This window comes from Streptosporangium longisporum (assembly GCF_039534895.1).
Taxonomy (GTDB): Bacteria; Actinomycetota; Actinomycetes; order Streptosporangiales; family Streptosporangiaceae; genus Streptosporangium; species Streptosporangium longisporum.
This window is the reverse complement of sequence record NZ_BAAAWD010000019.1, coordinates 329,344-352,701: the sequence shown is the minus strand read 5'-3', so window position 1 is coordinate 352,701 and position 23,358 is coordinate 329,344. Positions and strand designations below refer to the sequence as shown.

Here is a 23,358-nt window from a genome sequence, read left to right as displayed (position 1 = left end):
TCCTGGGCCCGGCCCGTCCCCTCGCGGGCCGGGCCGGGCCCCGTGCGTTTCCCGTGGCCGTGGGTCCCCGCGGCCGGGTCTCACCGGCCGGATCCCACGCGGCCGGGTCTCATACGGCCGGGCTTCATGTGCTCAGAAGGAGACCGGCAGGCTCCGCAGGCCGCGGATGATCGTGCCGTTCCCGCGCCAGGAGAGCTCGGAGGGCGGGCACGCGAGCCTGAGGCCGGGCAGCCGGCGCAGCAGCGTCTCGAAGGCGATCCGGCCCTCCAGGCGGGCCAGGTGCGCGCCCAGGCAGAAGTGGACGCCGTGCCCGAAGGCCAGATGGTGGTTGTCGCCGCGGGTGATGTCGAGGACGTCGGGGTCGCCGAAGGCCCGCGGGTCCCGGTCGGCCGCCCCGAGGGCGACGTGCACCACGGAGCCCCGCGGGACGGTCACGCCGTCGATCTCCATGTCCTCGGCGGCGAACCGCAGGGTGGCCCGCTCGACCGGGCCCTCGTAGCGCAGGAACTCCTCGACCGCCGAGGGCAGCAGCTCGGGCCGCTCCCGCAGCAGCCGCAGCTGCCCGGGATGGGTCAGCAGGGCCAGCGCGCCGTTGCCGATCAGGTTGACCGTGGTCTCGTGCCCGGCGATGAGCAGCAGCGTGAGCGCGGCGATCAGCTCCGGCTCGCTGAGCAGTTCCCGCTCGTCGCGGGCGGAGACCAGCGCGCTGACCATGTCGTCCCGGGGCTCGGCCCGGCGCGCGGCGATGATCCCGGCGAAGTAGGCGCGGATGTCCTGGTTCGCCGCGACCCGGCGCCGGGCGTCCTCCTCGGTCAGGGTCGCGCTGACCAGCGTGGTGGACCACACCCGGAAGTCCTCGCGGTCCTCGGCCGGGATGCCGAGCAGCTCGCAGATCACCACGATGGGCAGCGGGAAGGCGTACTCGTCGAGCAGGTCGGCGTGCCCCCTGCCCGCCATGCCGTCGACCAGCCCGTCGGCGATCTCCTGGATCCGGGGGCGCAGGCTCTCGATGCGGCGGGGGGTGAAGGCCCGGGAGAGCAGGCGGCGCAGCCGGGTGTGGTCCGGCGGGTCGGAGTTGAGCAGGTTCCTGTCGAGCAGCGGGCTGCTCGTGGCCGTGTCGCCGTTGTCGTCGGTGTCGCCGCGCCGCTGGGGCGAGGCGGCGCCGTGCCTGAAGTCCTTGGCCAGCCTGGGGTCGGCGAGCGCGGCGCGGCCGTGCTCGTAGTCCACGACCAGGAAGTCGTCCCTGCCGGTGTGGGAGCGCACGGCGTGCACGGGCCCCTTCTCGCGGAGCGCGGCGTAGGTCGCGTAGGGGTTCTGGCCGAACTCGGGATCGAACACGAACTCGCCGCTCAGCTTCTCCGCCATCGGGTGCTCCCTCGTGAGGTGGACAGGATCCGTCTCGAGTCTGGCCTCGGGAGAGAGGGGCACCGGGCGACTGTGGCGGGGATCACGGCCTTTCGGTGATCACGATTTTCTCAGGTTCACGGCCCGGAGTCCCGGCCGGACCCCGCACGGCCCGTCAGGGCGCCCAGACCGCCCCGGACTCCCCGCGCGCGTCCCGGGGCCCACTGGTGCCCGACGGGCACCACCCGTGCCGCACGGACGCTCTGAGCGCTCCGCGGCCGGGTTCGAGAGTGCGAGCCGCCGACACGACGACGCGACGGCACGACGCGATGACACAGCGACGGGACGACACGACGCGATGACACAGCGACGGGACGACACGACGACGAGGGAGGCCAGGACGCGAGAACGCCCCGGGCGGGCCTTCCGGCCTCCGGGGCGTCCATGGTGTCCGTGACGCGGGGACGGGGCGATCCTGTCCCGGCGGCGACGCGTCGCCGCACGGCGTGCTAGGAGAGCTTCACGTCCTTGATGATCACCGGCAGCTTGGGGGCGGTGGAGCCGCCGTCGCCGGTGATGTCGTCGGGGTTCTGGATCCACCCGCCCGTGTAGATCTTCTCCAGGACGTCCATGCCCTCGGTGACGACGCCGAAGGGCGTGTAGGCCTTCTCCACCTGGTTGGTGTCGTCGGCCAGCGAGATCCAGAACTGGCTGCCGTTCTGGTTGACGGAGTCGGGGGCCTGGGCCACGGCGACCACGCCCTTGGGGTACGCGGCCCCCTCCATGTTCTCGTTGTCGTAGACGTAGCCCGCGCTGCCCTGGCCGTCGGTGGGGTTCTTGCCGTCGGCCTTGGCCTGCGGGTCGCCGCACTGCAGCAGGCCCACCCCGGAGTTCTCGGGGGTCGCCAGGCGGTGGCACTTGATGCCGTCGAAGAAGTTCTTCTTGGCCAGGAAGGCGAAGGAGTTGACCGTGCACGGCGCCTGCGGGGTCGCCAGCGCGATCGTGACGTCACCGTGGTTGGTGGTGATCTTCATGGTCTTGAGTTCCATGTCGGGCTTCTTCGGCGGCATGCCCACGTACTTCATCGGGCTGCCGCTGGTGTCCTTGCGATAGGAGCAGCGCGTGCCGGCCGGCGCGGCCGACGTGGTGATGCTGGGCGTCACCGCGGGGGTGTTCGACGGGCTCGGCGAACTCGTGGCGGCGACCGGCTTGCCCTGGTCGTCATCGCCTCCCAGGAGGGTCACACCGGCCACCAGCCCGCCGGCGACGACGAGCGCGGCGACCGTTCCGATGACGGCGTTCCGCTTCGACGTGCTGGTCTGCTCAGCACGCTTCGCCTGCCGCTCCCTGTGTTCCCGAGCCAGCCGGCTCTGGCGGTCCTCGGCGCTCACCGCTATGTCCTCCAGGATTGCTGTTGCATGATGTCTGACTGGCCGAAAGAGTACCGGCCTCGACGTGTGTTGCACGTAAGTGATGAAATTCGTCCATTGGTGCCACAGGGGAGAAAGTTGAATCTTCACGCTCCCCATAACCGGCCCATGGTGGGATTCGCGTCAATCGATGATGAACCACGCACCACCGGAGCACCCTATGTTCGACGAGATCCTCGGCCTGCCCCAGCACCCTTTGATCGTCCACGCCGCCGTGATCCTCACGCCGCTGCTGGCGGTGCTCGCCACCGTGTACGCGCTGGTGCCCCGCACCCGGCCGGTGCTCACCTGGGCGGTGGCCGGGCTCGCCCCGATCGTGCCGGTGAGCGTGTTCGTGGCCAAGCAGAGCGGTGATGCCCTGAACGAGGGCCGTTTCTCCTCCGCGAGCGGGGAGCTCGGGCAGCGCATCACCGAGCACGCCGGGTTCGGCACCCCCCTGCTGCTGGTCGCCCTCGGCCTGGGGGTCGCGTCCGCGGCCCTGGTCTACGCCTGCCGCGGCGACCGGTTCGGGCGTCCGCTCGTGACCGTGGTCTCGGCGCTGACCGTGATCCTGGCGGTGACGGCCCTGTACTACGTGGTCCGGGCCGGGCACAGCGGCGCCGTCGCCGTCTGGGGGAGCTGAGGCCCGCCGGGCGGCGGTACTGTCTCAGGCGTGGACAGCCTGTTCGACGCGGCGGCCGAGGAGGCGCACCGCGGCCAGGAGCCCCTGGCGGTACGGATGCGCCCGCGCGGCCTGGACGAGGTGATCGGCCAGCGGCACCTGCTGGGGCCCGGCACACCGCTGCGCCGCCTGGTCGAGGCCGAGGCGCCGATGTCGCTGTTCCTGTGGGGCCCGCCGGGCACCGGCAAGACCACCCTGGCCTACGTGGTGGCAGGCGTCACCAAGCGGCGCTTCGTCGAGGTGTCGGCGGTGTCGGCCGGGGTCAAGGAGGTCCGCGCGGCCATCGAGCAGGCCCGCCGTGACCTGGGCATGTCCGGCCGTCAGACCGTCCTGTTCGTCGACGAGGTGCACCGTTTCAACAAGGCGCAGCAGGACGCCCTGCTGCCCGCGGTGGAGAACCGCTGGGTCACCTTCATCGGCGCCACCACCGAGAACCCGTTCTTCTCCGTCATCTCGCCGCTGCTGTCGCGCTCGCTGCTGCTGACCCTGCAGGCGCTGACGGAGGACGACATCCGCGCGGTGCTGGAGCGCGCCGTCGCCGACCCGCGCGGCCTGGACGGGAAGGTCCGCCTGGCGCCCGAGGCCGCCGAGCACCTGGTCCGGCTGGCCGGGGGCGACGCCCGCAGGTCGCTCACCTACCTGGAGGCCGCCGCGCTGATCGCCGACGGCGAGATCACGGTCGAGGTGGTGGAACGCGCGGTGGACAAGGCCGCCGTCCGCTACGACCGCCAGGGCGACCAGCACTACGACGTGATCAGCGGCTTCATCAAGAGCATGCGGGGCTCCGACGCCGACGCCGCGCTGCACTACCTGGCCCGCATGATCGAGGCGGGGGAGGACCCCAGGTTCATCGCCCGCAGGATCGTCATCTTCGCCTCCGAGGACGTGGGCATGGCCGACCCCACCTGCCTGCAGGTCGCGGTGGCCGCGGCCCAGGCGGTGGAGCTCATCGGCATGCCCGAGGGGCGGCTCAACCTGGCCCAAGCCGTCATCCACTGCGCGCTCGCCCCCAAGTCCAACGCGGTGATCACCGCCATCGGCGAGGCCTCGGCGGACGTGCGGCGCGGCGCCATCGGCCACGTCCCCGCGCACCTGCGCGACGCCCACTACGCCGGGGCCGGGAAGCTCGGGCACGGTGAGGGCTACCGCTACCCCCACGACTTCGAGCACGGCCTGGTCCGCCAGGAGTACGCGCCCGAGGAACTGCGGGACCGGCGCTACTACAAGCCCACCCGGCACGGCGCCGAGGCGGCCTTCGCCGACCGGTGGTCCAGGATCCGCGCCTTCCTGCGCGGGGAGTGACCCGCCCGCACGTCGCGCCGCCTTCCCGCCTCGCCCCGCCTCCCCGCGCCGCCTTCCCGCCCCGCCCCGCCCCGCGCCTCGCCGCGCCGCGTCCGTTCCGCACCCGGCCGGTGTCCGGCCCGCGTACGTTCCCGCGCGCCCGTCCCCGCGCCGCCGTGCCCGGCGCGTCCGGTGACGTGCGGTGAGCGGAGAGCGGTGACCTCGGGCACGATAGGGTTTTGCCATTCCACCCGACCACGGCCGGGGTCACCTATGAGGGGACGGGTCCGCAATGCTCACCGCAGGAGAGGTCGCCGGGCTGATCGCCGCGATGGCCTGGGCGATCCTGGTCTGCTTCATGGCCGTCGCCCTGGTCCGGCTGATCCGGTTGCTGACCGAGACCACCAAGATGGTCTCCCAGCTGGGCGACCGGGTCGTGCCGCTGCTGGAGGACGTCTCGGCGGCCGTCGGCGAGACCAACCGGCAGCTGGTGGCCCTGGAGGCCATCACCAAGGACGTCAAGCAGGTCAGCGGGCACGTCGCCCGGGTCAGCGACGTCACCCAGAACCTCGTCACCGGTCCGATGATCAAGGTCGCGGCGTTCACCCACGGCCTGCGCCGGGCGCTGGGCGCCCGCCGTCGCCCGGCGGGTGCCCGGCCGGCGCTGGAGAGGCGGCGGCGATGATCCGCAGGCTGTTCTACATGGGCCTGGGCGCGTTCGGCGCCGTGTGGGTCATGCGCAAACTCCAGGCGCTGCACCCCGACCACCTGGCCCGGCGGGCCGTGCACGGTGCCGCCGGCGCGCTGGAGCAGGTGCGCGAGCTGGCCGGTGAGACCCGGCGCGGCGCGGCCGAGCGGGAAACAGAGTTGCGATCGCGGTTCGGACTCGACACCGTGGAGAGCGCCGTGGAAAACCCCTATCACACCGACGTAAAGGATGGCCGCTGACATGGATTCGGCAGAGATCGCCCGCCGCTTCCTGCGCTTCTTCGAGGAGCGTGGGCACACCGTCGTGCCCTCGGCCAGCCTCATCGCCGAGGACCCGACCCTGCTTCTGGTGAACGCGGGCATGGTGCCCTTCAAGCCCTACTTCCTGGGGCAGCAGAAGCCGCCCTACAGGCGGGCCGCCAGCGCGCAGAAGGTCGTGCGGACCCTCGACATCGACGAGGTCGGCAAGACGACCAGGCACGCCAGCTTCTTTCAGATGCTCGGAAACTTCTCCTTCGGCGACTACTTCAAGGACCAGGCGATCCCCTTCGCCTGGGAGCTGCTGACCAGGTCCGAGTCCGAGGGCGGCTTCGGCTTCCCCGAGGACCGGTTGTGGGCCACCGTCTACCTCGACGACGACGAGGCCGCCGAGATCTGGAAGAAGGCCGGCGTGCCGGCCGAGCGCATCCAGCGCCGCGACCTGGCCGACAACTACTGGCACATGGGCGTGCCGGGCCCGGGCGGCCCGTGCAGCGAGATCTACTACGACCGCGGCCCCGAGTACGGGCGCGAGGGCGGCCCGGTCGCCGACGAGAACCGCTACCTCGAGGTGTGGAACAACGTCTTCATGCAGTTCCAGCTCAGCGCGGTCCGCAGCAAGATCGACTTCGACATCGCCGGAGAGCTGCCCGCCAAGAGCGTCGACACCGGCATGGGCCTGGAGCGCATGGCGGCGATCCTGCAGGGCGTCGACAACATCTACGAGATCGACACCACGTACAAGATCCTCGACCGGGCGGCGGAGCTCACCCGGACGCGCTACGGCCGCGACCAGCGCGCCGACGTGTCGCTGCGCGTGGTCGCCGACCACGTCAGGACCGGCGTGATGCTCGTCGCCGACGGGGTGCTGCCCTCCAACGAGGGCAGGGGCTACGTGCTGCGCCGCATCCTGCGCCGCGCCATCCGCAACCTGCGCCTGCTCGGCGCGGGTGAGGAGCGCTACATGCACGAGCTCACCGCGGTGACCGTCGAGGTGATGGGCGAGCAGTACGCCGAGCTCAAGGCCGACGCCCCGCAGGTCCACGGCGTCATCGACGCCGAGGAGGCCTCCTTCCTGGGCACCCTGCGCACCGGCACCGCGATCTTCGACGTGGCCGCCGAGGAGACCAAGCGCAAGGGCCGCGCCACGCTCGCCGCCGACCAGGCCTTCCAGCTCCACGACACCTACGGCTTCCCGATCGACCTGACCCTGGAGATGGCCTCCGAGCAGGGGCTGCAGGTCGACGAGGAGGGCTTCCGCCGGTTGATGAAGGAGCAGCGCGACCGGGCCAAGGCCGACGCCGCCGCCAAGAAGACCGGCAACGCCGACATCTCCATCTTCGGGACGATCCTGGAGAAGACCGGCAAGGTGGACTTCCTGGGCTACGACCAGGTGACCGCCGAGGCCGAGGTCATCGGCCTGCTGGTGGACGGCGCCTCGGTGCCCGCCGCGGGTGCGGGCACGTCGGTCGAGGTGGTGCTGGGCCGCACCCCGTTCTACGCCGAGGGCGGCGGCCAGCTCCCCGACCAGGGCGTGATCCGCACCGGCGGCGCCGAGGTGGAGATCGTGGACGTGCAGTCCCCGGTCCCCGGGGTCGTCGTGCACCGCGGCAAGGTCCGCTCCGGCGAGATCCGGGTGGGCGATCAGGCCCAGGCCGAGATCGACGTCGAGCGGCGCAGGGCGATCTCCCGCAGCCACACCGCCACCCACCTGGTGCACCGCGGCTTCCGCAACGCGCTGGGCGAGACCGCCGCGCAGGCCGGTTCGGAGAACTCGCCGGGCCGCTTCCGCTTCGACTTCACCGCCGCGGGCGCGGTGCCGCCCAGCGTGCTGCGCGACGTCGAGGACGAGGTCAACGCCGTGCTGATCAACGACCTCAAGGTCAACGCCTTCCACACCTCCCAGGCGGAGGCGCGGGCGATGGGCGCCCTGGCCCTGTTCGGCGAGAAGTACGGCGACACCGTCCGCATCGTCGAGGTCGGCGAGTACTCCCGGGAGCTGTGCGGCGGCACCCACGTGGCCAGCTCCGGGCAGCTGGGCCTGGTCAAGGTGATGGGCGAGGCCTCGATCGGCGCGGGCGTGCGCCGGGTGGAGGCCCTGGTCGGGCTGGACGCCTTCCGTTTCCTGGCCAAGGAGAGCGTGCTCGTCGCCCAGCTGTCGGAGCAGCTCAAGGCCCGCAGGGAGGAGCTGCCCGAGCGCATCGAGGGCATCGTGACCCGGCTGCGCTCGGCGGAGAAGGAGCTGGCCGGTCTGCGCTCGGCCCAGGCGCTCGCCGGAGCGGGACAGATGGCGGAAAGTGCCCGTGATCTGCACGGAGCAGCCGTCGTCACCCACCGCGCGCCTGATGGCACCTCTCCGGACGATCTGCGTAAGCTCGCCCTTGACGTACGCGGGCGGCTGCCCGGCGACCGCGCCGCGGTCGTCGTGATCGCCGGTGTCCCCGGCGACCGGCCGGTCGTCATCGCCGCGGTGAACGAGGCGGGACGCGACCGGGGGCTGAAGGCGGGCCTGCTGGTCGGCGTCGCCGCGAAGGCGCTCGGAGGTGGTGGTGGCGGCAAGGACGACGTCGCGCAGGGCGGCGGGGTCCGCCCCGAGGAGATCGGCGAGGCACTCGCCGCCGTGGAGCGGACGATCGCGCAGACGCTCTCCTGACGGGGTACGACACCCTCACGCCACGTCCGGCAGGAGGGTGGAGACGATGATGAGAAACGGTGTCCGGCTCGGGGTCGACGTCGGCTCGGTCCGCGTCGGCGTGGCGCGCAGCGACCCCTCGGGGTTGCTGGCCACGCCGGTGGAGACCGTCCGGCGCGGCCGGGGCGACCTCGACCGGCTCGCGGAGATCGCGGCCGAGTACGAGATCGTCGAGGTGGTGGTCGGCCTGCCGACCTCGCTGTCGGGGCGGGAGGGGCCGGCGGCCGAGGCGGCCCGCGACTTCGCGGGCAGGATCGCGGCGCGGCTGGCCCCGGTCCCGGTCCGGTTGTTCGACGAGCGGCTGACCACGGTCACCGCCCAGCAGGGCCTGCGGGCCAGCGGGGTGCGGGCGAAGAACCAGCGCGCGGTGGTGGACCAGGCCGCCGCGATCGTCCTGCTCCAGGCGGCGCTGGACGCCGAGCGCGCCACCGGCAGACCCCCCGGCGCCCCTGTGGCGCCGCCCCCACCACGCGGCGGGGCGGCCCGCGACGCCGGGCAGGAGGGCGCCGGCGGTCCGGGGGAGCGGGACGTCATGGGCGGTCCCGGGAGCGGGGCCGGTGAGACGTCCGGTCGCGGACCGGCCGGCGGAGCCGTCCGATGAGCGGCCCGCGGCCGATGTGGCCGCTGCTGGCCGGGGCGGGCGCGCTCGTGGTCGCCGCGGGGGCCGCCGGGCTCATCGTGGTCCGGCCCTACCTGGCGCCCGCCGACTTCGAGGGACCGGGGTCCGGCGCGGTCGTGGTGGAGATCCCCCGGGGCGCGAGCGCCGCCGAGATCGGGCGGACGCTGGCCGACGCCGGGGTGGTGGCGAGCGCCAGGGCGTTCGTCAGGCGGGCCGAGGAGCAGGACAGGACCGACACCCTGCACCCGGGCCGCTTCAGGATGCGCAGGGGCATGGAGGCGGCGGCCGCGCTCGACCTGCTGGCCGCGCCCGGGTCGCGCATGGTGCGCACCGTCACGATCCCCGAGGGGCTGCGCCTGCCCGAGCTGCTCGACCGGCTCGCCGAGGACACCGACCTGCGCCGCGCCGACCTGGTCAGGGCCGCCGCCGACGAGCAGACGCTCGGCCTGCCCCGGTACGCCAGGAGCGCGGAGGGCTTCCTGTTCCCGGCCACCTACGAGATCGAGGCCGGCACCACCGCGCCCGGGCTGCTCGCCGCGATGGTGGAACGTTACAAACAGGTCGCCGAGGCCATCGACCTGGAGGACCGGGCCGAGCGGAGACGGCTGACGCCGCTGCAGGCGGTCACCGTGGCCAGCATCGTCCAGGCCGAGGGAGGCCGGGACCCGGACTATCCGAAGATCGCTAGAGTGATCTACAACCGGATCAGGGCCGGGACGCCCCTCCAGCTGGACACCACCGTGCTGTACGCGCAGCGGCGCAGGACCCTGGAGGTGTCCCAGAAGGACACCGAGATGAGGTCGCCGTACAACACCTACCTCCGTCCCGGCCTGCCGCCCGGGCCCATCGCCAACCCCGGGGAGAAGGCATTGATCGCGGCTCTCCAGCCAGATCAAGGTGATTGGTTCTGGTTTGTGACCACCAATCCGGAGCATAGAATCACGAAATTCACTGACAAAGAGAGTGAGTTTGTGAGATACCGGGAACAGCTGAACAGATACCTCGGGAAGCGTTGATGCCCGGCGGAACACCCCCCGTTCCGCGGCGAGCGGCGTCCCGCGTCCCCGGACCGGACGGCGGTTCCCGCGACGGCGGGACGTCCGGCAGGATGCCCCCCTCCGGTTTGGCGGACCCACTTGACGCCATGCCGTCCTCAGCGGGAGATTGGCCAGCGTCTCTATGAACGATCTCGATATGGACTTCCTGGTCGGCTCCGACGACGAGGGTCGGTCGCGCCGCGGCTCCCGCGCGTCCTCGGGCCGCGAGCCCGGTGAGCGGCGGGGACGCCGGCGCAGGCGCCGCCGCAGCCGGGGCCGGTTCCTCGCCCCGATGCTCGCGATCATCGTGCTGCTGGGAGGGATCGGCGCCGCGGGTTTCTACGGCTACACCTGGGTGCGCGACGTGATGACCCCCGACGACTACACCGGCAAGGGCTCCGGTGAGATCGTCGTGGAGATCAAGGACGGCCAGAGCGCCTCCCAGATCGCGCAGACCCTGCAGGACCAGGGCGTGGTGAAGAGCGCCAGGGCCTTCGTCGACGCCGTCGGCCAGGCGGGCAAGAGCTCCTCGCTGCAGCCCGGCGAGTACACCATGCGCAAGCAGATGTCGGCCGCCGAGGCCGTGAAGCTGCTCGACCCGGAAAAGCGGCTGCTGGAGCGGGTCACCCTCAAGGAGGGGCTGCGCCTGGCCGACACCCTCAAGCAGTTGTCCAAGCAGACCGGCAAGCCGCTCAAGGAGTTCCAGCAGGCGGCCAGGAACGGTGAGGAGCTCGGCCTGCCGGCGTACGCCAGGGGCAGGCTGGAGGGCTACGCCTTCCCGGCCACCTACGAGATCAGGCCCAAGATGACGGCCTCGGAGATCCTGACCGCGATGGTCGACCGCTTCAACCAGACCGCCGACAAGGACGACCTGCAGTCCAAGGCCAGGGAGCTCGGCCACACCCCGCACGAGATCATGACGATCGCCAGCATCGTGCAGGCCGAGTCCGGCACCCAGGAGGACATGGGCAAGGTGGCCCGCGTCATCTACAACCGCCTCGACGGCACGCCCCGCCGCAAGCTGGAGATGGACAGCACGGTGATGTACGGGCTGAACAAGTACGGCATCGAATCCTCCGGCAGGGACCTGGAGAGCACCTCGCCCTACAACACCTACAGGTTCGAGGGGCTGCCCCCCGGCCCGATCGCCAACCCCGGCGACGACGCCATCCAGGCGGCGCTCAACCCCACCAAGGGTGAATGGGTGTGGTTCGTCACCACCTGCCCGGGCAAGCGCATCACCAAGTTCGCCTCGCTGGAGTCGGACTTCCTGGCGCTCAAGGCCGAGTACGAGCGGAACAAGGTGAACGGGTGCTGAAGGCGGCGGTGCTCGGATCCCCGATCGTCCACTCGCTCTCCCCGTACCTGCACCGCGCGGCCCACCGCGGCATGGGCCTGCACGACTGGCACTACGAGGCGATCGAGTGCGACGAGGCCGCCCTGCCCGGCCTGATCGCCGGGTTGGACGGCACCTGGCGCGGGCTGTCGCTGACCATGCCGCTCAAGCGGGCCGTGCTGCCGCTGCTCGACACCGTCTCCGAGCTGGCCCTCCAGGTGGGCGCGGCCAACACCGTGATCCTGTCCCAGGACGGGCGCCACGGCGACAACACCGACGTGTACGGCATCGTCGAGGCGCTGGCCGAGGCCGGGGTGACCGCGCCCCGCGCGGCGACCGTCCTGGGCGGCGGCGCGACCGCCTCCTCGGCCCTGGCGGCCCTGCGCCGCCTCGGCCTGGGGGAGGCCACCCTCGTGGTCCGCGACCCGGGCAGGGTCTCCATCACCGCCGAGGCGGCCGAACGGCTGGGCGTGAACCTGACCGTTCAGTCCTTCGACAAGCTCGAGGCGGCGCTGGAGGTCGACCTGGTCGTCTCGACCCTGCCCTCCGGTGCCGCCGACGACCTGGCCGGCACGCTGGAGCGGGTGCCCGCCCTGTTCGACGTGGTCTACGCCCCCTGGCCCACCCGGCTGGCGGTGGCGGTGGCCGCCCGGGGCGGGACCGTCGTCGGCGGGTTCCCGATGCTCCTGCACCAGGCGGTCCGGCAGGTCGAGCTGATGACCGGCCGCGCGGACGTGCCGGTGGAGGCCATGCGTGAGGCGGGCAAGGCCGAGATCGTCAGGCGCGCCGCACCGGCCGAGTGACCGGGCCCGCCGGCGTCTCCGCGTCTCCGCGTCTCCGGCTTTTCCGCGTCCCGGGATCTCCGGGCCTGCCGAGGTCACGGAGAAGCGGACGTCGTGGCGCGGAGCGGGATGATTCTGAGTGAGCACGCGGTTGTGGTAGAGTAACGACTCGATCGGTCCGGCGTGCCTGCTGGACGCGCAAGCGGAGGTCGCCCTCCCACCTCGTCGGCCGCAAGGCTGAGAGGTCAGGATCACACCGGGTGACTCCCGGAGAGCTTACGGCGTGAAGCCCTCGGTTCATGTGACCCCGCATGCGTGACGTGCGGGGCATCTTGCGTTCGACACCCTCGGCAAAGGGTGCGCGTCCGCGACCTCCCGGCACGATCGAGCATGTTGCGGCCTCCTGCCGGGAGGCCGCGGATCGCAACCTAGGAGGCCCCATCAGCGCCGAGCCCCGCATCAACGACCGCATTCGCGTGCCCGAGGTCCGCCTCGTCGGCCCGAACGGCGAGCAGGTGGGCATCGTCTCCATCGGCGATGCCTTGAAGCTGGCTCAAGAATCCGACCTTGACCTGGTCGAGGTCGCGGCAACGGCTCGCCCGCCAGTGTGCAAGCTCATGGACTACGGCAAGTTCAAGTACGAGTCCGCGATGAAGGCACGTGAGGCGCGCCGCAACCAGGCGTACACCATCATCAAGGAGATCAAGCTCCGGCCGAAGATCGATCCGCACGACTACGAGACCAAGAAGGGTCACGTGGTGCGGTTCCTCAAGGCGGGGGACAAGGTCAAGGTCACCATCATGTTCCGCGGCCGGGAGCAGTCCCGGCCCGAGCTGGGCTTCCGGCTCCTGCAGCGGCTGGCCGAGGACGTGACGGAGCTCGGCTTCGTCGAGTCCCAGCCCAAGCAGGACGGCCGTAACATGATCATGGTGATCGGCCCGCACAAGAAGAAGGCAGAGGCCAAGGCCGAGAAGGCGGCGGCCAAGGCGCGGCATGACGAGGACGCCTCCGGTGACGCGTCCCGGTCCGCGGACGAGACGCAGGGCGACGGCGGCAACGCCGGCGACGCAGGCAGCCCGGTCTCCGTCGGCGGAGCGGTGGCGGCTCCGCAGGAGTAACTCGCATAGCCTGGATTTTCAGGTAGTCGCGAGATCAAGCCGAGACCGGGTCCGGTCTCGCAGTCAGGCATGCCCTTGACTCGGGTTACCGGCCCGGGACATCGGCGCGATCGAGGGAGAGACGGCCGAAATGCCGAAGATGAAGACGCACAGCGGTGCGAAGAAGCGGTTCAGGCTCACGGGCACCGGCAAGCTCGTGCGTCGTCGCGCCAACCGCGCGCACTACAACGAGCACAAGCCGTCCACGTTGACGCGTCGTCTCAAGCCCGAGGTCGTGCTCTCCGACGCCGACTCCAAGAAGATCAAGAAGCTGCTCGCTAAGTAACCGCCCCCGGGGAGATAGATACACATGGCACGCGTGAAGCGGGCGATCAACGCCAAGAAGAAGCGCAAGGTCGTTCTCGAGCGGGCGAAGGGCTACCGGGGTCAGCGTTCCAGGCTGTACCGCAAGGCCAAGGAGCAGATGCTCCACTCGATGACGTACGCCTACCGCGACCGCAAGGACCGCAAGGGCACCTTCCGCCGTCTCTGGATCCAGCGGATCAACGCCGCTGCCCGCCAGAACGGCATCACCTACAACAGGCTCATCCAGGGCCTGCGGCTCGCCTCCATCGAGGTCGACCGCAAGATCCTCGCCGACCTCGCGGTCAACGACGCCGCCACGTTCGCGACGCTGGTCGAGGCCGCCAAGAAGGCGCTCCCGGCCGACGTGAACGCACCGGTCGCCGGCTGAGCCAGCCGGTCGGGCAAGGCACTGACGACGATGCGGCCCGCAGCTTCACTGCTGCGGGCCGCGTTCGCATTCTTGGGGGACGGGCATGGCCGGGTCTGAGCTGACCAACATCAAGTCGCCGCGGGTCAAGGCCGCGCGGAGGCTGACCAAGCGGGCCTTCCGGGACCGCGACCGTTCCTTCCTGGCCGAGGGGCCGCAGGCGGTCCGCGAGGCGCTGGCGCTGGACGGCGTGGTGGTGGAGCTGTTCGCCACCGCCGAGGCCGAGACGCGCCACGCCGACCTGGTCGCCGCCGCCACCGCGGCCGGGGTGCCGCTGCTGCGCGCCAGCGGCGAGGTCATGGCCGAGCTGGCCCAGACCGTCACCCCGCAGGGCCTGCTGGCCGTGTGCCGCTTCGTGCACGTGCCCCTGGAGACCGCGGTGACGCCCGGCTCCACGCTGGTGGCCGTGCTCGCCCACGTGCGCGACCCCGGGAACGCCGGCACCGTGCTGCGCACCGCCGACGCCGCGGGCGCCGACGCGGTCGTCTTCACCGACGCCTCGGTCGACCCCTACAACGGCAAGTGCGTACGGGCCAGCGCGGGCAGCCTGTTCCACCTGCCGGTCACCACCGGGGCCGGGGCCGGGCGGGTCGCACAGCACCTCAAGGACTCCGGGCTGCGCGTGCTGGCCGCCGACGGCGCGGGCGAGCTCACCCTGGACGACGTGGACCTGTCCGGCCCGACGGCCTGGATCTTCGGCAACGAGGCGTGGGGACTGCCCGAGGACATCCTGGCCCTGGCCGACGAGGTCGTCAGGGTGCCGATCCACGGGCGGGCCGAGAGCCTGAACCTGGCGACCGCCGCCGCGGTCTGTCTGTACGCATCTGCCCGATCTCAGCGCACCGCTCCCGCCGGCGTCCGCCGACCGGCGCCCGCGGGCTGACCGGTGGTACGGGAAACCCGCTATTGTCGGCCATGTAGCGTCGAGGAGGCGGGGTCGTGCACGGCGAACACACCGGTGGGCGGAGCGCCGACCCCGTTCCCATGATCGACGCTGACGAGCTTCCCGACGGTCTCGTGGTGGCCGACGGGGACGGGCACGTGCTCACCGTCAACCGGGCCGCGACCCGCCTCACCGGGGTCACCCGCGAGCGGGCCACCGGACGGCACCTGCGCGACGTCTTCTCCTTCCGCGACCAGGACGGGCGCGACTGGTGGAAGTGGCTCGACACCTACGGCGGCCTGCCCACCCGCTCCCGCCAGCCCGAGCTGCCGCTGCGCACCCCGGGCGGGCAGGAGATGCTGGTGGCCGCCCGCCTGGTGCGCGAGCCCGCGCGGGGCGGCAGGGTCGTCCGGGTCGTCATCACGCTCCGCGACGCCGGGGCCCGCGCCCGCCTGGAACGCAGCCGCGCCGACCTGGTCTCCACCGTCGCCCACGAGCTGCGCTCCCCGCTGACCAGCGTCAAGGGGTTCACCGCGACCCTGCTGGCCAAGTGGACCCGCTTCACCGACGACCAGAAGCTGGTCATGCTGGAGACGGTGAACGCCGACGCCGACCGGGTGACCCGGCTGATCACCGAGCTGCTGGACGTCTCGCGCATCGAGTCGGGACGGCTGGAGATCCACCGCCAGGTGGTCGACATCCCGGCCAGGATCTCCCGGATCATCGCGGGCCGGGTGGCCGCGGGCGAGCCCGGGGACCGCTTCGTGCTCGACGTGCGCGGCGAGCTGCCCGAGACCTGGCTCGACCAGGACAAGATCGATCAGGTGCTCGCCAACCTGATGGAAAACGCGGTGCGTCACGGGCGCGGTACGGTGACAATAGTGGTCGAACCAAGCGAGTGGGGAGTGGCCGTGTCCGTCCGTGACCAGGGAGAGGGCATCCCGCCCGAGCTGGTCACGCGCGTCTTCCGGCAGTTCTGGCGGGGCAACGCCCGCCGCCGCGGCGGCACCGGGCTCGGCCTGTTCATCGTCAAGGGGCTGATCGAGGCGCACGGCGGCACCATCTCCGTGCAGCGCGGGCCGGACGGCGGAGCCGAGTTCCGATTTATGGTGCCCACCGGCACCCCGGACTTCGCCTGAGCGCGGATGTCGGCCCGGTGGGCTCACCCGACTAGACTCATGGCCGCTCAAGCCCTGGATTCGGAGCCCTCTTGTGTCAAACTACGACCCGGTCGAGGTGACCCCGCTGCACGCCGACGAGATGGCGCGCATGCAGGCCGACGCGCTGGAGGCCGTCAAGGCCGCGCGTGACCTCGAAGAACTGAAGCGGGTGCGCCTCGCGCACGCCGGCGACCGCTCGCCGATCGCCCTGGCCAACCGCGAGATCGGCGTCCTGCCCCCCGCGGCCCGCGCCGAGGCGGGCAAGCGCATCGGCGGCGCCCGCAAGGCCGTCGCCGAGGCCCTGGCGCGGCGGCAGGCCGAGCTGGAGGCCGAACGCGACGAGCGGGTCCTCGTCGAGGAGACCGTCGACGTCACCCTGCCCACCGGCCGCGCCCTCCGGGGCGCCAGGCACCCGCTGACCACCCTGCAGGAGCGCATCGCCGACACCTTCGTCGCGATGGGCTACGAGGTGGCCGAGGGGCCCGAGCTGGAGGGGGAGTGGTTCAACTTCGACGCCCTCAACATCTCCGCCGACCACCCCGCGCGCTCCGAGCACGACACCTTCTTCGTGGAGTCCGTCGACTCCGGCAAGGTGCTGCGCACCCAGACCTCCCCGGTCCAGATCAGGGCGCTGCTCGGCAGGCCGCTCCCGGTCTACGTGATCTCGCCCGGCAAGGTGTTCCGCACCGACGAGCTCGACGCCACCCACACCCCGGTCTTCCACCAGATCGAGGGGCTGGCGATCGACGAGGGCCTGACCATGGCCCACCTCAAGGGCACCCTGGACCGCTTCGCCGAGGTCATGTTCGGCGAGGGCATCACCACCCGGTTCCGGCCCAACTACTTCCCGTTCACCGAGCCCTCCGCCGAGATGGACCTGCGCTGCTTCGTCTGCCGCGGCTCCTCGGCGACGCCCGGCAACCCGCCCTGCCGCACCTGCAGGTCCGAGGGGTGGATCGAGTGGGGCGGCTGCGGCATGGTCAACCCGCGGGTGCTCATCGCCTGCGGCGTCGACCCGGCCCGCTACAGCGGCTTCGCCTTCGGCATGGGCGTCGAGCGCACCCTGATGTTCCGCCACAACGCCGAGGACATGCGCGACATGGTCGAGGGAGACGTCCGTTTCACGCTCCCCTTCGGAATGGAGATCTGATGAAGGTCCCGATCTCATGGCTGCGGGAGTACGTCGATCTGCCCGCCGTCACGGCGCACGAGATCGCCGAGAAGCTCACCGCGGCCGGGCTCAAGCTCGAGTCGGTCGTCTCCTACGGCCACGACATCAAGAACGTCGTCGTGGGCGAGGTCGTCTCCATCGAGACGCTCGAGGGCTTCAAGAAGCCCATCCGTCACTGCCGCGTCGAGGTGGGCGAGGCCGCCCCCCGCGAGATCGTCTGCGGTGCCACGAACTTCTCGGCCGGTGACCGCGTCCCGGTCGCGCTGCCCGGCGCCGTGCTGCCCGGCGGCTTCGAGATCGCCTCGCGCAAGACGTACGGGCGGCTGTCGGACGGCATGATCTGCTCGGAGTCCGAGCTCGGCGTGGCCGAGTCCTCGCCCGGCATCCTGGTGCTGCCCGAGGGCACCCCGATCGGCGCCGACGTGGTCGAGCTGCTCGGCCTGCGCGACGACGTGATCGAGCTGGAGATCACCCCCGACATCGGCTACGCCCTCTCCGTCAGGGGCGTCGCCCGGGAGGCCGCCACCGCCTTCGGCTCGGCGTTCGCCGACCCGGCCGACGTCTCCCCGCCGGAGCAGGGCGGGGTGCCCTCCGGCACCTCCTACCCGGCCTCGATCGCCGACCCCTCGGCCTGCGACCGGTTCGTGCTCCGCCGGATCCGCGGGTTCGACCCGTCGGCGCCGAGCCCGCTGTGGCTGCGCGCCCGGCTGGTCCGCGCGGGCGTGCGCCCGGTCTCGCTCGCGGTCGACGTCACCAACTACGTCATGCTGGAGCTCGGCCAGCCGCTGCACGCCTTCGACGCGGCCCGGCTGACCGGCGAGATCGTGGTGCGCAGGGCCGAGCCCGGCGAGACGCTGGAGACGCTCGACCACGTGACCCGCGCGCTCCACCCCGAGGACGTCCTGATCACCGACGCCTCCGGCGCGATCTCGATGGCCGGTACCATGGGCGGCCTGAACACCGAGATCTCCGACGCCTCCACCGACGTCGTGATCGAGGCCGCCCACTTCTCGCCCAGCGGCGTCGCGCGCATGTCGCGCCGGCACAACCTGGTCAGCGAGGCCTCCAAGCGCTTCGAGCGGGGCGTCGACCGGGAGCTTCCGCTGCAGGCGTCCTGGCGCGCGGCCCGGCTGCTGGCCGAGCTCGGCGGCGGCACGATCGAGCCGGGCGTCACCCACGCCGAGGTGGACGTCGAACCGGTCCGCATCGCCGTCCCGAGCGGGTACCCGGGCAGGGTCGCGGGCATCGGCTACGACCGCGAGACCGTGATCCGTAGGCTGGAGCAGGTCGGCTGCGCGATCGAGAGCCTCGCCGGGGCCCCGTCCGCGGACGGCCTGGCGCCGGGCGCCCCGGGACAGGGGCCGGCCGCCGGCACCGCCGCCACCGGCGACCCCGCCACCGGGGGGATCGCCGCCAAGCTCGCGGTCACCGGCGACGACATGCTGCTGGTCACCCCGCCCTCGTGGCGGCCCGACCTGACCGACCCGAACGACCTCGCCGAGGAGGTCATCCGGCTGGAGGGCTACGAGAACCTGCCCTCGATCCTGCCCACCGCCCCGGCGGGCGCCGGGCTCACCGAGAGCCAGCGCCTGCGCCGCCGGGTGGGCCGCGCGCTGGCCGCCGCGGGCTACGTCGAGACCCTCGCCTACCCGTTCAACGGGGGAGCGCGACTTCGACGGCCTGCAGCTGCCCGCCGGCGACGCGCGACGGGCGGCCGTACGGCTGGCCAACCCGCTCAGCGAGGACGAGCCGCTGATGCGCACCACCCTGCTGCCCGGTCTGCTCAAGACGCTGGTGCGCAACGTGGGCCGGGGCGCGGGCGACGTGGCGATCTTCGAGATGGGGCTGGTCTACCGGCCCTCCCCGGACGCGCCCGCGACCGCCCCGGTGCTGGGCGTCGACCGCAGGCCGACCCCCGAGGAGCTGGCCTCGATCGAGTCGGCGCTGCCGGCCCAGCCGCTCCGGGTCGGGGTCGTGCTGGCCGGGGAGTTCGAACCGTCCGGCTGGTGGGGCAGGGGACGGCCGGCCGACTGGGCGGACGCCGTGCAGGCCGCCCGCCTGGTGGCCGCCGAGGCGGGCGTCACCCTGGAGGTCCGCGCGGACCGCCACGAGCCCTGGCACCCGGGCCGCTGCGCCGCGCTGTACGCCGGTGACGTGCTCGTCGGCCACGCCGGTGAGCTGCACCCGCGCGTGGTCGAGGCCTATGGCCTGCCCCCGCGCACCTGCGCGATGGAGCTGGAGCTGACCCGGCTGGAGCCGCTGATGGCCGGACCGCCGCAGGCGCCGTCCATCTCGGGCTACCCCGTCGCGAGCCAGGACGTCGCGCTCGTGGTGGAGGCGACGACCCCGGTGGCCACGGTGGAGGCGGCACTGCGCGAAGGCGCGGGCGAGCTGCTGGAGTCGATCCGGCTGTTCGACGTCTACACCGGGGCCCAGGTCGGCGAGGGCCGTACCTCCCTGGCCTACGCCCTGCGTTTCCGGGCACCGGACCGGACGCTCACGGTGGAGGAGACCACCGCGGCCCGGGACGCGGCCGTGGCGCTGGCCGCCGAGCGCACCGGCGCCCGGATGCGCGGCGCCTGACCGTCTCACAGGGGCCCGGGACCCGTCCCGGGCCCCTGCCGTCATGTCGGGACCGGTCGCGGGCCGGGCCCCTCGTTCCGGTGGACCCCGCTCGGGAGGCGACGATGAGACACCTGCTGGTCCTCGCCGACCGCGACGACGCCGAGGAGGTCGCCGAGGTCGTGGCCGGGGAGTTCCCGGCGCTGGGCGTGCCCGCGGTGGTCAGGGAGACCCTCGCGGGCGAGGACGACGCCGAGGACGCCCAGTGGCTCGTGGTGGTCGAGGACCCCTCCGGGACACTTCCGCCGGAGGGCGTGGCCCGCCTGGACGCGCTGGCCGAGGAGTACGAGGGCTGGCGCGAGACCGGATGACTCAGGCGGGGGCGGGCTTCTCGCGGCGGGCGCGTTCCCTGAGCGCGTACTCGTCGGTGCGGGCGTCGTAGCGGCGGAAGGCGGGGAGCAGTGCGGCCATCGCGGCCACCGCCCCCACGCAGAGCAGGCCGCCGACGCCCAGCGAGAAGCGGGTCCCGCCCAGGTTGGCCATCAGGCCCGCCCTGGCGTTGCCGAGCATCGGGCCGCTCGTGTAGGAGAGCAGCTCGATGCCGGCCAGCCGGCCGCGGAACTCGTCGGGGATGGTCTGGTTCCAGATGGTGGAGCGGAACACACCGCTGATCATGTCGGCGGCCCCGGCCACCGCCAGGAAGGCGAAGATGCCCCAGACGGTCGGCATCAGCGCCGCCAGTGCCACCGCGACCCCCCACACGGCCGCCGCGACGATCACGCCGAGACCGTGCCGGTGCACGTACCGGGTCCAGCCGGAGGTCACCGAGGCGATCAGCGAGCCGACGGCCGAGGCGGAGAAGAAGAGCCCCAGCGCGTTGGGGGCGCCGACCTCGTCGGCGAGGAACGGGTAGAGCGCGGTGGAGAAGGCGAAGATCATCGCGGCGATGTCGACCAGGTAGGTGCCCATCAGGTCGGGGCGGCGCACCGCGTAGCGGACCCCGTCCACCAGCGCGCTCACCGACGCCGAGGGAGCCTCCTCGGACTTGGGCTGGGCCCGTACCGCCCAGAGCAGGACCAGGGACGCCAGGAAGGTCACCACGTTGATCCCGTACGCCACCGCGACGCCGAACCAGGCCGCGATGAGGCCGCTGAGGGCCGGGGCGACGATGGCGCCCAGGTTCCACCGGAAGGCCGACAGGGCGGCCGCCGCGGTCAGCTGGTCGTGCCTGACCACACGCGGCATCAGCGACTCCAGGCTGGGCCGCTGCAGGCTGCCCAGGCCCGCGGACAGGGCGCCCACCACGTACAGCACCCAGACCTGCGGGTCGGGCAGCAGCGCGTTGACGGTGAGGACGAGGACCGTGAGGCAGAGCCCCACCTCGGTGTAGATGATGATCTTGCGCCGGTCGAGGGCGTCGGCGATCGCCCCGCCCCACAGGCCGCAGACCACCATCGGGACGAACTCGGCCACGCTGACCAGGCCGACCGCGAGGTAGGAGCCGGTGAGCTCCTTCATCTGCAGCGGAACCGCGACCAGGGTCAGGAAGGTCCCGAACATCGTGATCACGCCGGATCCGAAGAGCAGGCGGAAGTCGCGGGAGTCGCGCAGCGGGCTGAGATCCATCGACAGCCGGCGCAGGAGCGTTCTCATCGACCGATCAGGATTTTCCGACACGAGCAGCCAGTCTCGGTGCTGGGCGAGCCGAAGGCAATCGGTTTACGGCCCGCTCACGGACGGGTCCCGCTCAGGTGCCCAGCACCTCCCTGCGCAGGCTGGTCTTGAGGATCTTGCCTCCGGGGTTGCGGGGCAGCTCGGTCTCGCGCGTCCAGAACGTGACCGGCACCTTGAACGGCGCGATCCGCTCGCGCAGGAACGCCTGCAGCTCCTCGGCCGGCACCGGCGACGACAGCCGCACCACCGCGCCGACCTCCTCGCCCAGCTCCTCGTGGGGGATGCCGATCACCGCGGCGTCCTGTACCGCGGGGTGTTCGAACAGGGCGGCCTCCACCTCGGCGCAGTAGACGTTCTCGCCGCCGCGGATGACCATGTCCTTGGCCCGGTCCACGATGAAGACGAAGCCCTCGTCGTCCATCCTGGCCAGGTCGCCGGTGTGCAGCCAGCCGCCGACGAAGGTCTCCGCGGTGGCCTCGGGGCGGTTCCAGTAGCCCAGGATGACGTTGGGGCCGCGCATGCAGAGCTCGCCGACCGCGCCGGGCGGCAGCTCGGCGCCGAGCGGATCGGCGATCTTCACCTCGACCACGGCCATCGGCAGGCCGATGCTGTCGGGCTTGGCCAGGTAGTCCGCGCCGGCGTTGCTGATGGCGAGCGCGGTGGTCTCGGTCATGCCGTACCCGTTGGAGGGGGCGCGGCTGGGCAGCTGCTCGGTGATGCGCTCCAGCAGCTTCGGCGGGGCGGGGGCGCCGCCGTAGCCGAGGGCGCTGAGGCTGGAGATGTCGTACTTCTCCAGGTCGGGGTGGGAGAGCAGCTGCCACACGTTGGTCGGCACGCCGGTGAGGCCGGTGATCCGCTCGCGCTCGATCAGCTCCAGCGCGCGGCCCGCGTCCCACTTGTACATCAGGACCAGGCCGCCCCCGGTGAACATGGTGGTCGTCATCACCGCGAAGCAGCCGGTGACGTGGAACAGCGGCACGGTGAGCAGGGTGACGCGGCGCTGGCCCGCCGCCGCGCCCGGATCCATGCCCGCCTTGAGCATGACGCGGTACATCCCGTAGGCGACGGTCATGGGGGACTGGCCGAGGTTGCGGTGGCTGCCCAGGGCGCCCTTGGGACGGCCCGTGGTGCCCGAGGTGTAGAAGATCGTGGCCGGGTCCTCGGGGGAGAGCTCCACCGGCGGCGGCGTGACGTCCGGCGCCACCTCGCCCAGCACGTCGGCGAACGAGCGGGCTCCCTCGGGCGCCTCGCCGCGGGTCACGATCAGCGCGGGCGCCACGCCGGCCAGACCGGCCGCCCGCTCGCCGTCGGCGATCAGCACCTTGGCCCCGGAGTCGGACAGGCCGTACTCCAGCTCCTGCGGGGTCCACCAGGCGTTGAGCGGTACGGCGATCGCCCCGGCGGCCAGCACGGCCGAGAAGGAGATCACCCACTCGGGGTAGTTGCGCATGGCGATGGCCACCCGGTCGCCCTTGGCCACGCCGTACTCCTCGGCCAGGCGCCGGGCCAGGGTGCAGGCCCGCCGGTAGTGCTCCTCGTAGGTGATGTGCTCGTCCTCGTAGGTGAGGAAGACCTTGTCGCCGTGGAACCGGCTGATCTCCAGCAGTGCCCGGAAGTCCTTGGGCGCGTGCTTCCAGGTCTTGACGGTCCCGCCGTGGCTCGCGACCTCCTCCAGCTCGAAGAGCTGCCCGGGAGCGGTGAGCCGTGCCTGGACGTCGTCATGGGTGATGCTCATACGTTCGTACTCCCGGGAGAGGAGGGACCGGCGCTCGACAGGATACCGACCGGTAGGTACGTGCAACAGTGCCGAAACACGACCGGATGCCCTCTCTGCCGTTCAAGCGGTGATAAATCTCCGTTTTCGTCCCTT

19 protein-coding genes and 3 pseudogenes are annotated in these 23,358 nt (G+C 72.0%); 18 read left to right on the top strand and 4 right to left on the bottom strand.

The window, feature by feature from the left end:
- Window positions 1–132: 132 nt before the first annotated feature.
- Entirely contained in the window at window positions 133–1,365 is a 1,233-nt protein-coding gene (locus tag ABD832_RS33505) for a cytochrome P450 family protein (RefSeq protein WP_344903619.1), read from the bottom strand.
- Window positions 1,366–1,853: 488 nt separating this feature from the next.
- Window positions 1,854–2,735 carry a peptidylprolyl isomerase gene (locus ABD832_RS33500; RefSeq protein WP_344903616.1) on the bottom strand — a complete coding sequence of 294 codons (882 nt, stop codon included), beginning with the start codon at window positions 2,733–2,735 and terminating at the stop codon, window positions 1,854–1,856.
- 199 nt (window positions 2,736–2,934) lie between these two features.
- On the opposite strand from ABD832_RS33500, the gene ABD832_RS33495 reads away from it, so the two are divergent.
- From ABD832_RS33495 to ABD832_RS33410, 18 genes and pseudogenes are all read left to right on the top strand, one after another.
- Window positions 2,935–3,396 (top strand): hypothetical protein, encoded by a 462-nt coding sequence (locus tag ABD832_RS33495; protein ID WP_344903614.1) that lies wholly within the window; start codon window positions 2,935–2,937, stop codon window positions 3,394–3,396.
- A 30-nt stretch (window positions 3,397–3,426) separates the two neighbouring features.
- Window positions 3,427–4,737: a replication-associated recombination protein A gene (locus ABD832_RS33490; RefSeq protein WP_344903611.1), complete on the top strand. Its 1,311-nt coding sequence runs from the start codon at window positions 3,427–3,429 to the stop codon at window positions 4,735–4,737.
- Between the two features lie 271 nt (window positions 4,738–5,008).
- Window positions 5,009–5,401 carry a DUF948 domain-containing protein gene (locus tag ABD832_RS33485; protein WP_344903608.1) on the top strand — a complete coding sequence of 131 codons (393 nt, stop codon included), beginning with the start codon at window positions 5,009–5,011 and terminating at the stop codon, window positions 5,399–5,401.
- Window positions 5,398–5,664, top strand: a complete 267-nt coding sequence (locus ABD832_RS33480; protein ID WP_344903605.1) for a hypothetical protein — start codon at window positions 5,398–5,400, stop codon at window positions 5,662–5,664. Before ABD832_RS33485 ends, ABD832_RS33480 begins: the two co-directional genes overlap by 4 nt.
- A gap of 1 nt (window position 5,665) precedes the next feature.
- Window positions 5,666–8,335: an alanine--tRNA ligase gene (gene alaS, locus ABD832_RS33475; protein ID WP_344903602.1), complete on the top strand. Its 2,670-nt coding sequence runs from the start codon at window positions 5,666–5,668 to the stop codon at window positions 8,333–8,335.
- 49 nt (window positions 8,336–8,384) lie between these two features.
- Window positions 8,385–8,819: pseudogene (gene ruvX, locus ABD832_RS33470) on the top strand (Holliday junction resolvase RuvX); the annotation flags it as partial.
- 152 nt (window positions 8,820–8,971) lie between these two features.
- The gene (mltG, locus tag ABD832_RS33465) at window positions 8,972–10,009 is read left to right on the top strand and encodes an endolytic transglycosylase MltG (protein WP_344903599.1); all 1,038 of its coding nucleotides are present in this window, start codon (window positions 8,972–8,974) and stop codon (window positions 10,007–10,009) included.
- 163 nt (window positions 10,010–10,172) lie between these two features.
- Complete coding sequence (gene mltG, locus ABD832_RS33460) at window positions 10,173–11,348, top strand: endolytic transglycosylase MltG (RefSeq protein ID WP_344903596.1); 1,176 nt, start codon at window positions 10,173–10,175, stop codon at window positions 11,346–11,348.
- Window positions 11,345–12,169: a shikimate dehydrogenase gene (locus tag ABD832_RS33455; RefSeq protein ID WP_344904460.1), complete on the top strand. Its 825-nt coding sequence runs from the start codon at window positions 11,345–11,347 to the stop codon at window positions 12,167–12,169. The genes mltG (ABD832_RS33460) and ABD832_RS33455 overlap by 4 nt, the downstream gene beginning before the upstream one ends.
- Before the next feature lie 290 nt (window positions 12,170–12,459).
- A complete protein-coding gene (infC, locus tag ABD832_RS42375) occupies window positions 12,460–13,266 on the top strand; it encodes a translation initiation factor IF-3 (protein ID WP_425582693.1) in 807 nt (268 codons plus the stop codon).
- Between the two features lie 130 nt (window positions 13,267–13,396).
- On the top strand, window positions 13,397–13,591 hold the full coding sequence (rpmI, locus tag ABD832_RS33445) for a 50S ribosomal protein L35 (protein WP_344903593.1): 195 nt from the start codon (window positions 13,397–13,399) through the stop codon (window positions 13,589–13,591).
- A 24-nt stretch (window positions 13,592–13,615) separates the two neighbouring features.
- Window positions 13,616–13,999 (top strand): 50S ribosomal protein L20, encoded by a 384-nt coding sequence (gene rplT, locus ABD832_RS33440; RefSeq protein ID WP_012892552.1) that lies wholly within the window; start codon window positions 13,616–13,618, stop codon window positions 13,997–13,999.
- A gap of 85 nt (window positions 14,000–14,084) precedes the next feature.
- The gene (locus tag ABD832_RS33435) at window positions 14,085–14,921 is read left to right on the top strand and encodes a TrmH family RNA methyltransferase (protein WP_344903589.1); all 837 of its coding nucleotides are present in this window, start codon (window positions 14,085–14,087) and stop codon (window positions 14,919–14,921) included.
- 101 nt (window positions 14,922–15,022) lie between these two features.
- Window positions 15,023–16,060 (top strand): sensor histidine kinase, encoded by a 1,038-nt coding sequence (locus tag ABD832_RS33430; protein ID WP_344904457.1) that lies wholly within the window; start codon window positions 15,023–15,025, stop codon window positions 16,058–16,060.
- Window positions 16,061–16,181: 121 nt separating this feature from the next.
- Window positions 16,182–17,231 carry a phenylalanine--tRNA ligase subunit alpha gene (gene pheS, locus ABD832_RS33425; protein WP_344904454.1) on the top strand — a complete coding sequence of 350 codons (1,050 nt, stop codon included), beginning with the start codon at window positions 16,182–16,184 and terminating at the stop codon, window positions 17,229–17,231.
- Window positions 17,231–18,553 (top strand): annotated as a pseudogene (locus ABD832_RS33420) (phenylalanine--tRNA ligase subunit beta); the annotation flags it as partial. The gene pheS and the pseudogene ABD832_RS33420, both read left to right, overlap by 1 nt.
- 123 nt (window positions 18,554–18,676) lie before the next feature.
- Window positions 18,677–19,835 (top strand): annotated as a pseudogene (locus ABD832_RS33415) (phenylalanine--tRNA ligase subunit beta); the annotation flags it as partial.
- Between the two features lie 104 nt (window positions 19,836–19,939).
- Window positions 19,940–20,185 (top strand): hypothetical protein, encoded by a 246-nt coding sequence (locus ABD832_RS33410; RefSeq protein WP_344903587.1) that lies wholly within the window; start codon window positions 19,940–19,942, stop codon window positions 20,183–20,185.
- Between the two features lies 1 nt (window position 20,186).
- Here ABD832_RS33410 and ABD832_RS33405 read toward each other — a convergent pair whose 3' ends face one another.
- Both ABD832_RS33405 and ABD832_RS33400 read right to left on the bottom strand, forming a co-directional pair.
- Complete coding sequence (locus tag ABD832_RS33405) at window positions 20,187–21,467, bottom strand: MFS transporter (RefSeq protein ID WP_344903585.1); 1,281 nt, start codon at window positions 21,465–21,467, stop codon at window positions 20,187–20,189.
- 94 nt (window positions 21,468–21,561) lie between these two features.
- A complete protein-coding gene (locus ABD832_RS33400) occupies window positions 21,562–23,223 on the bottom strand; it encodes a class I adenylate-forming enzyme family protein (RefSeq protein WP_344903583.1) in 1,662 nt (553 codons plus the stop codon).
- Window positions 23,224–23,358: the final 135 nt, after the last annotated feature.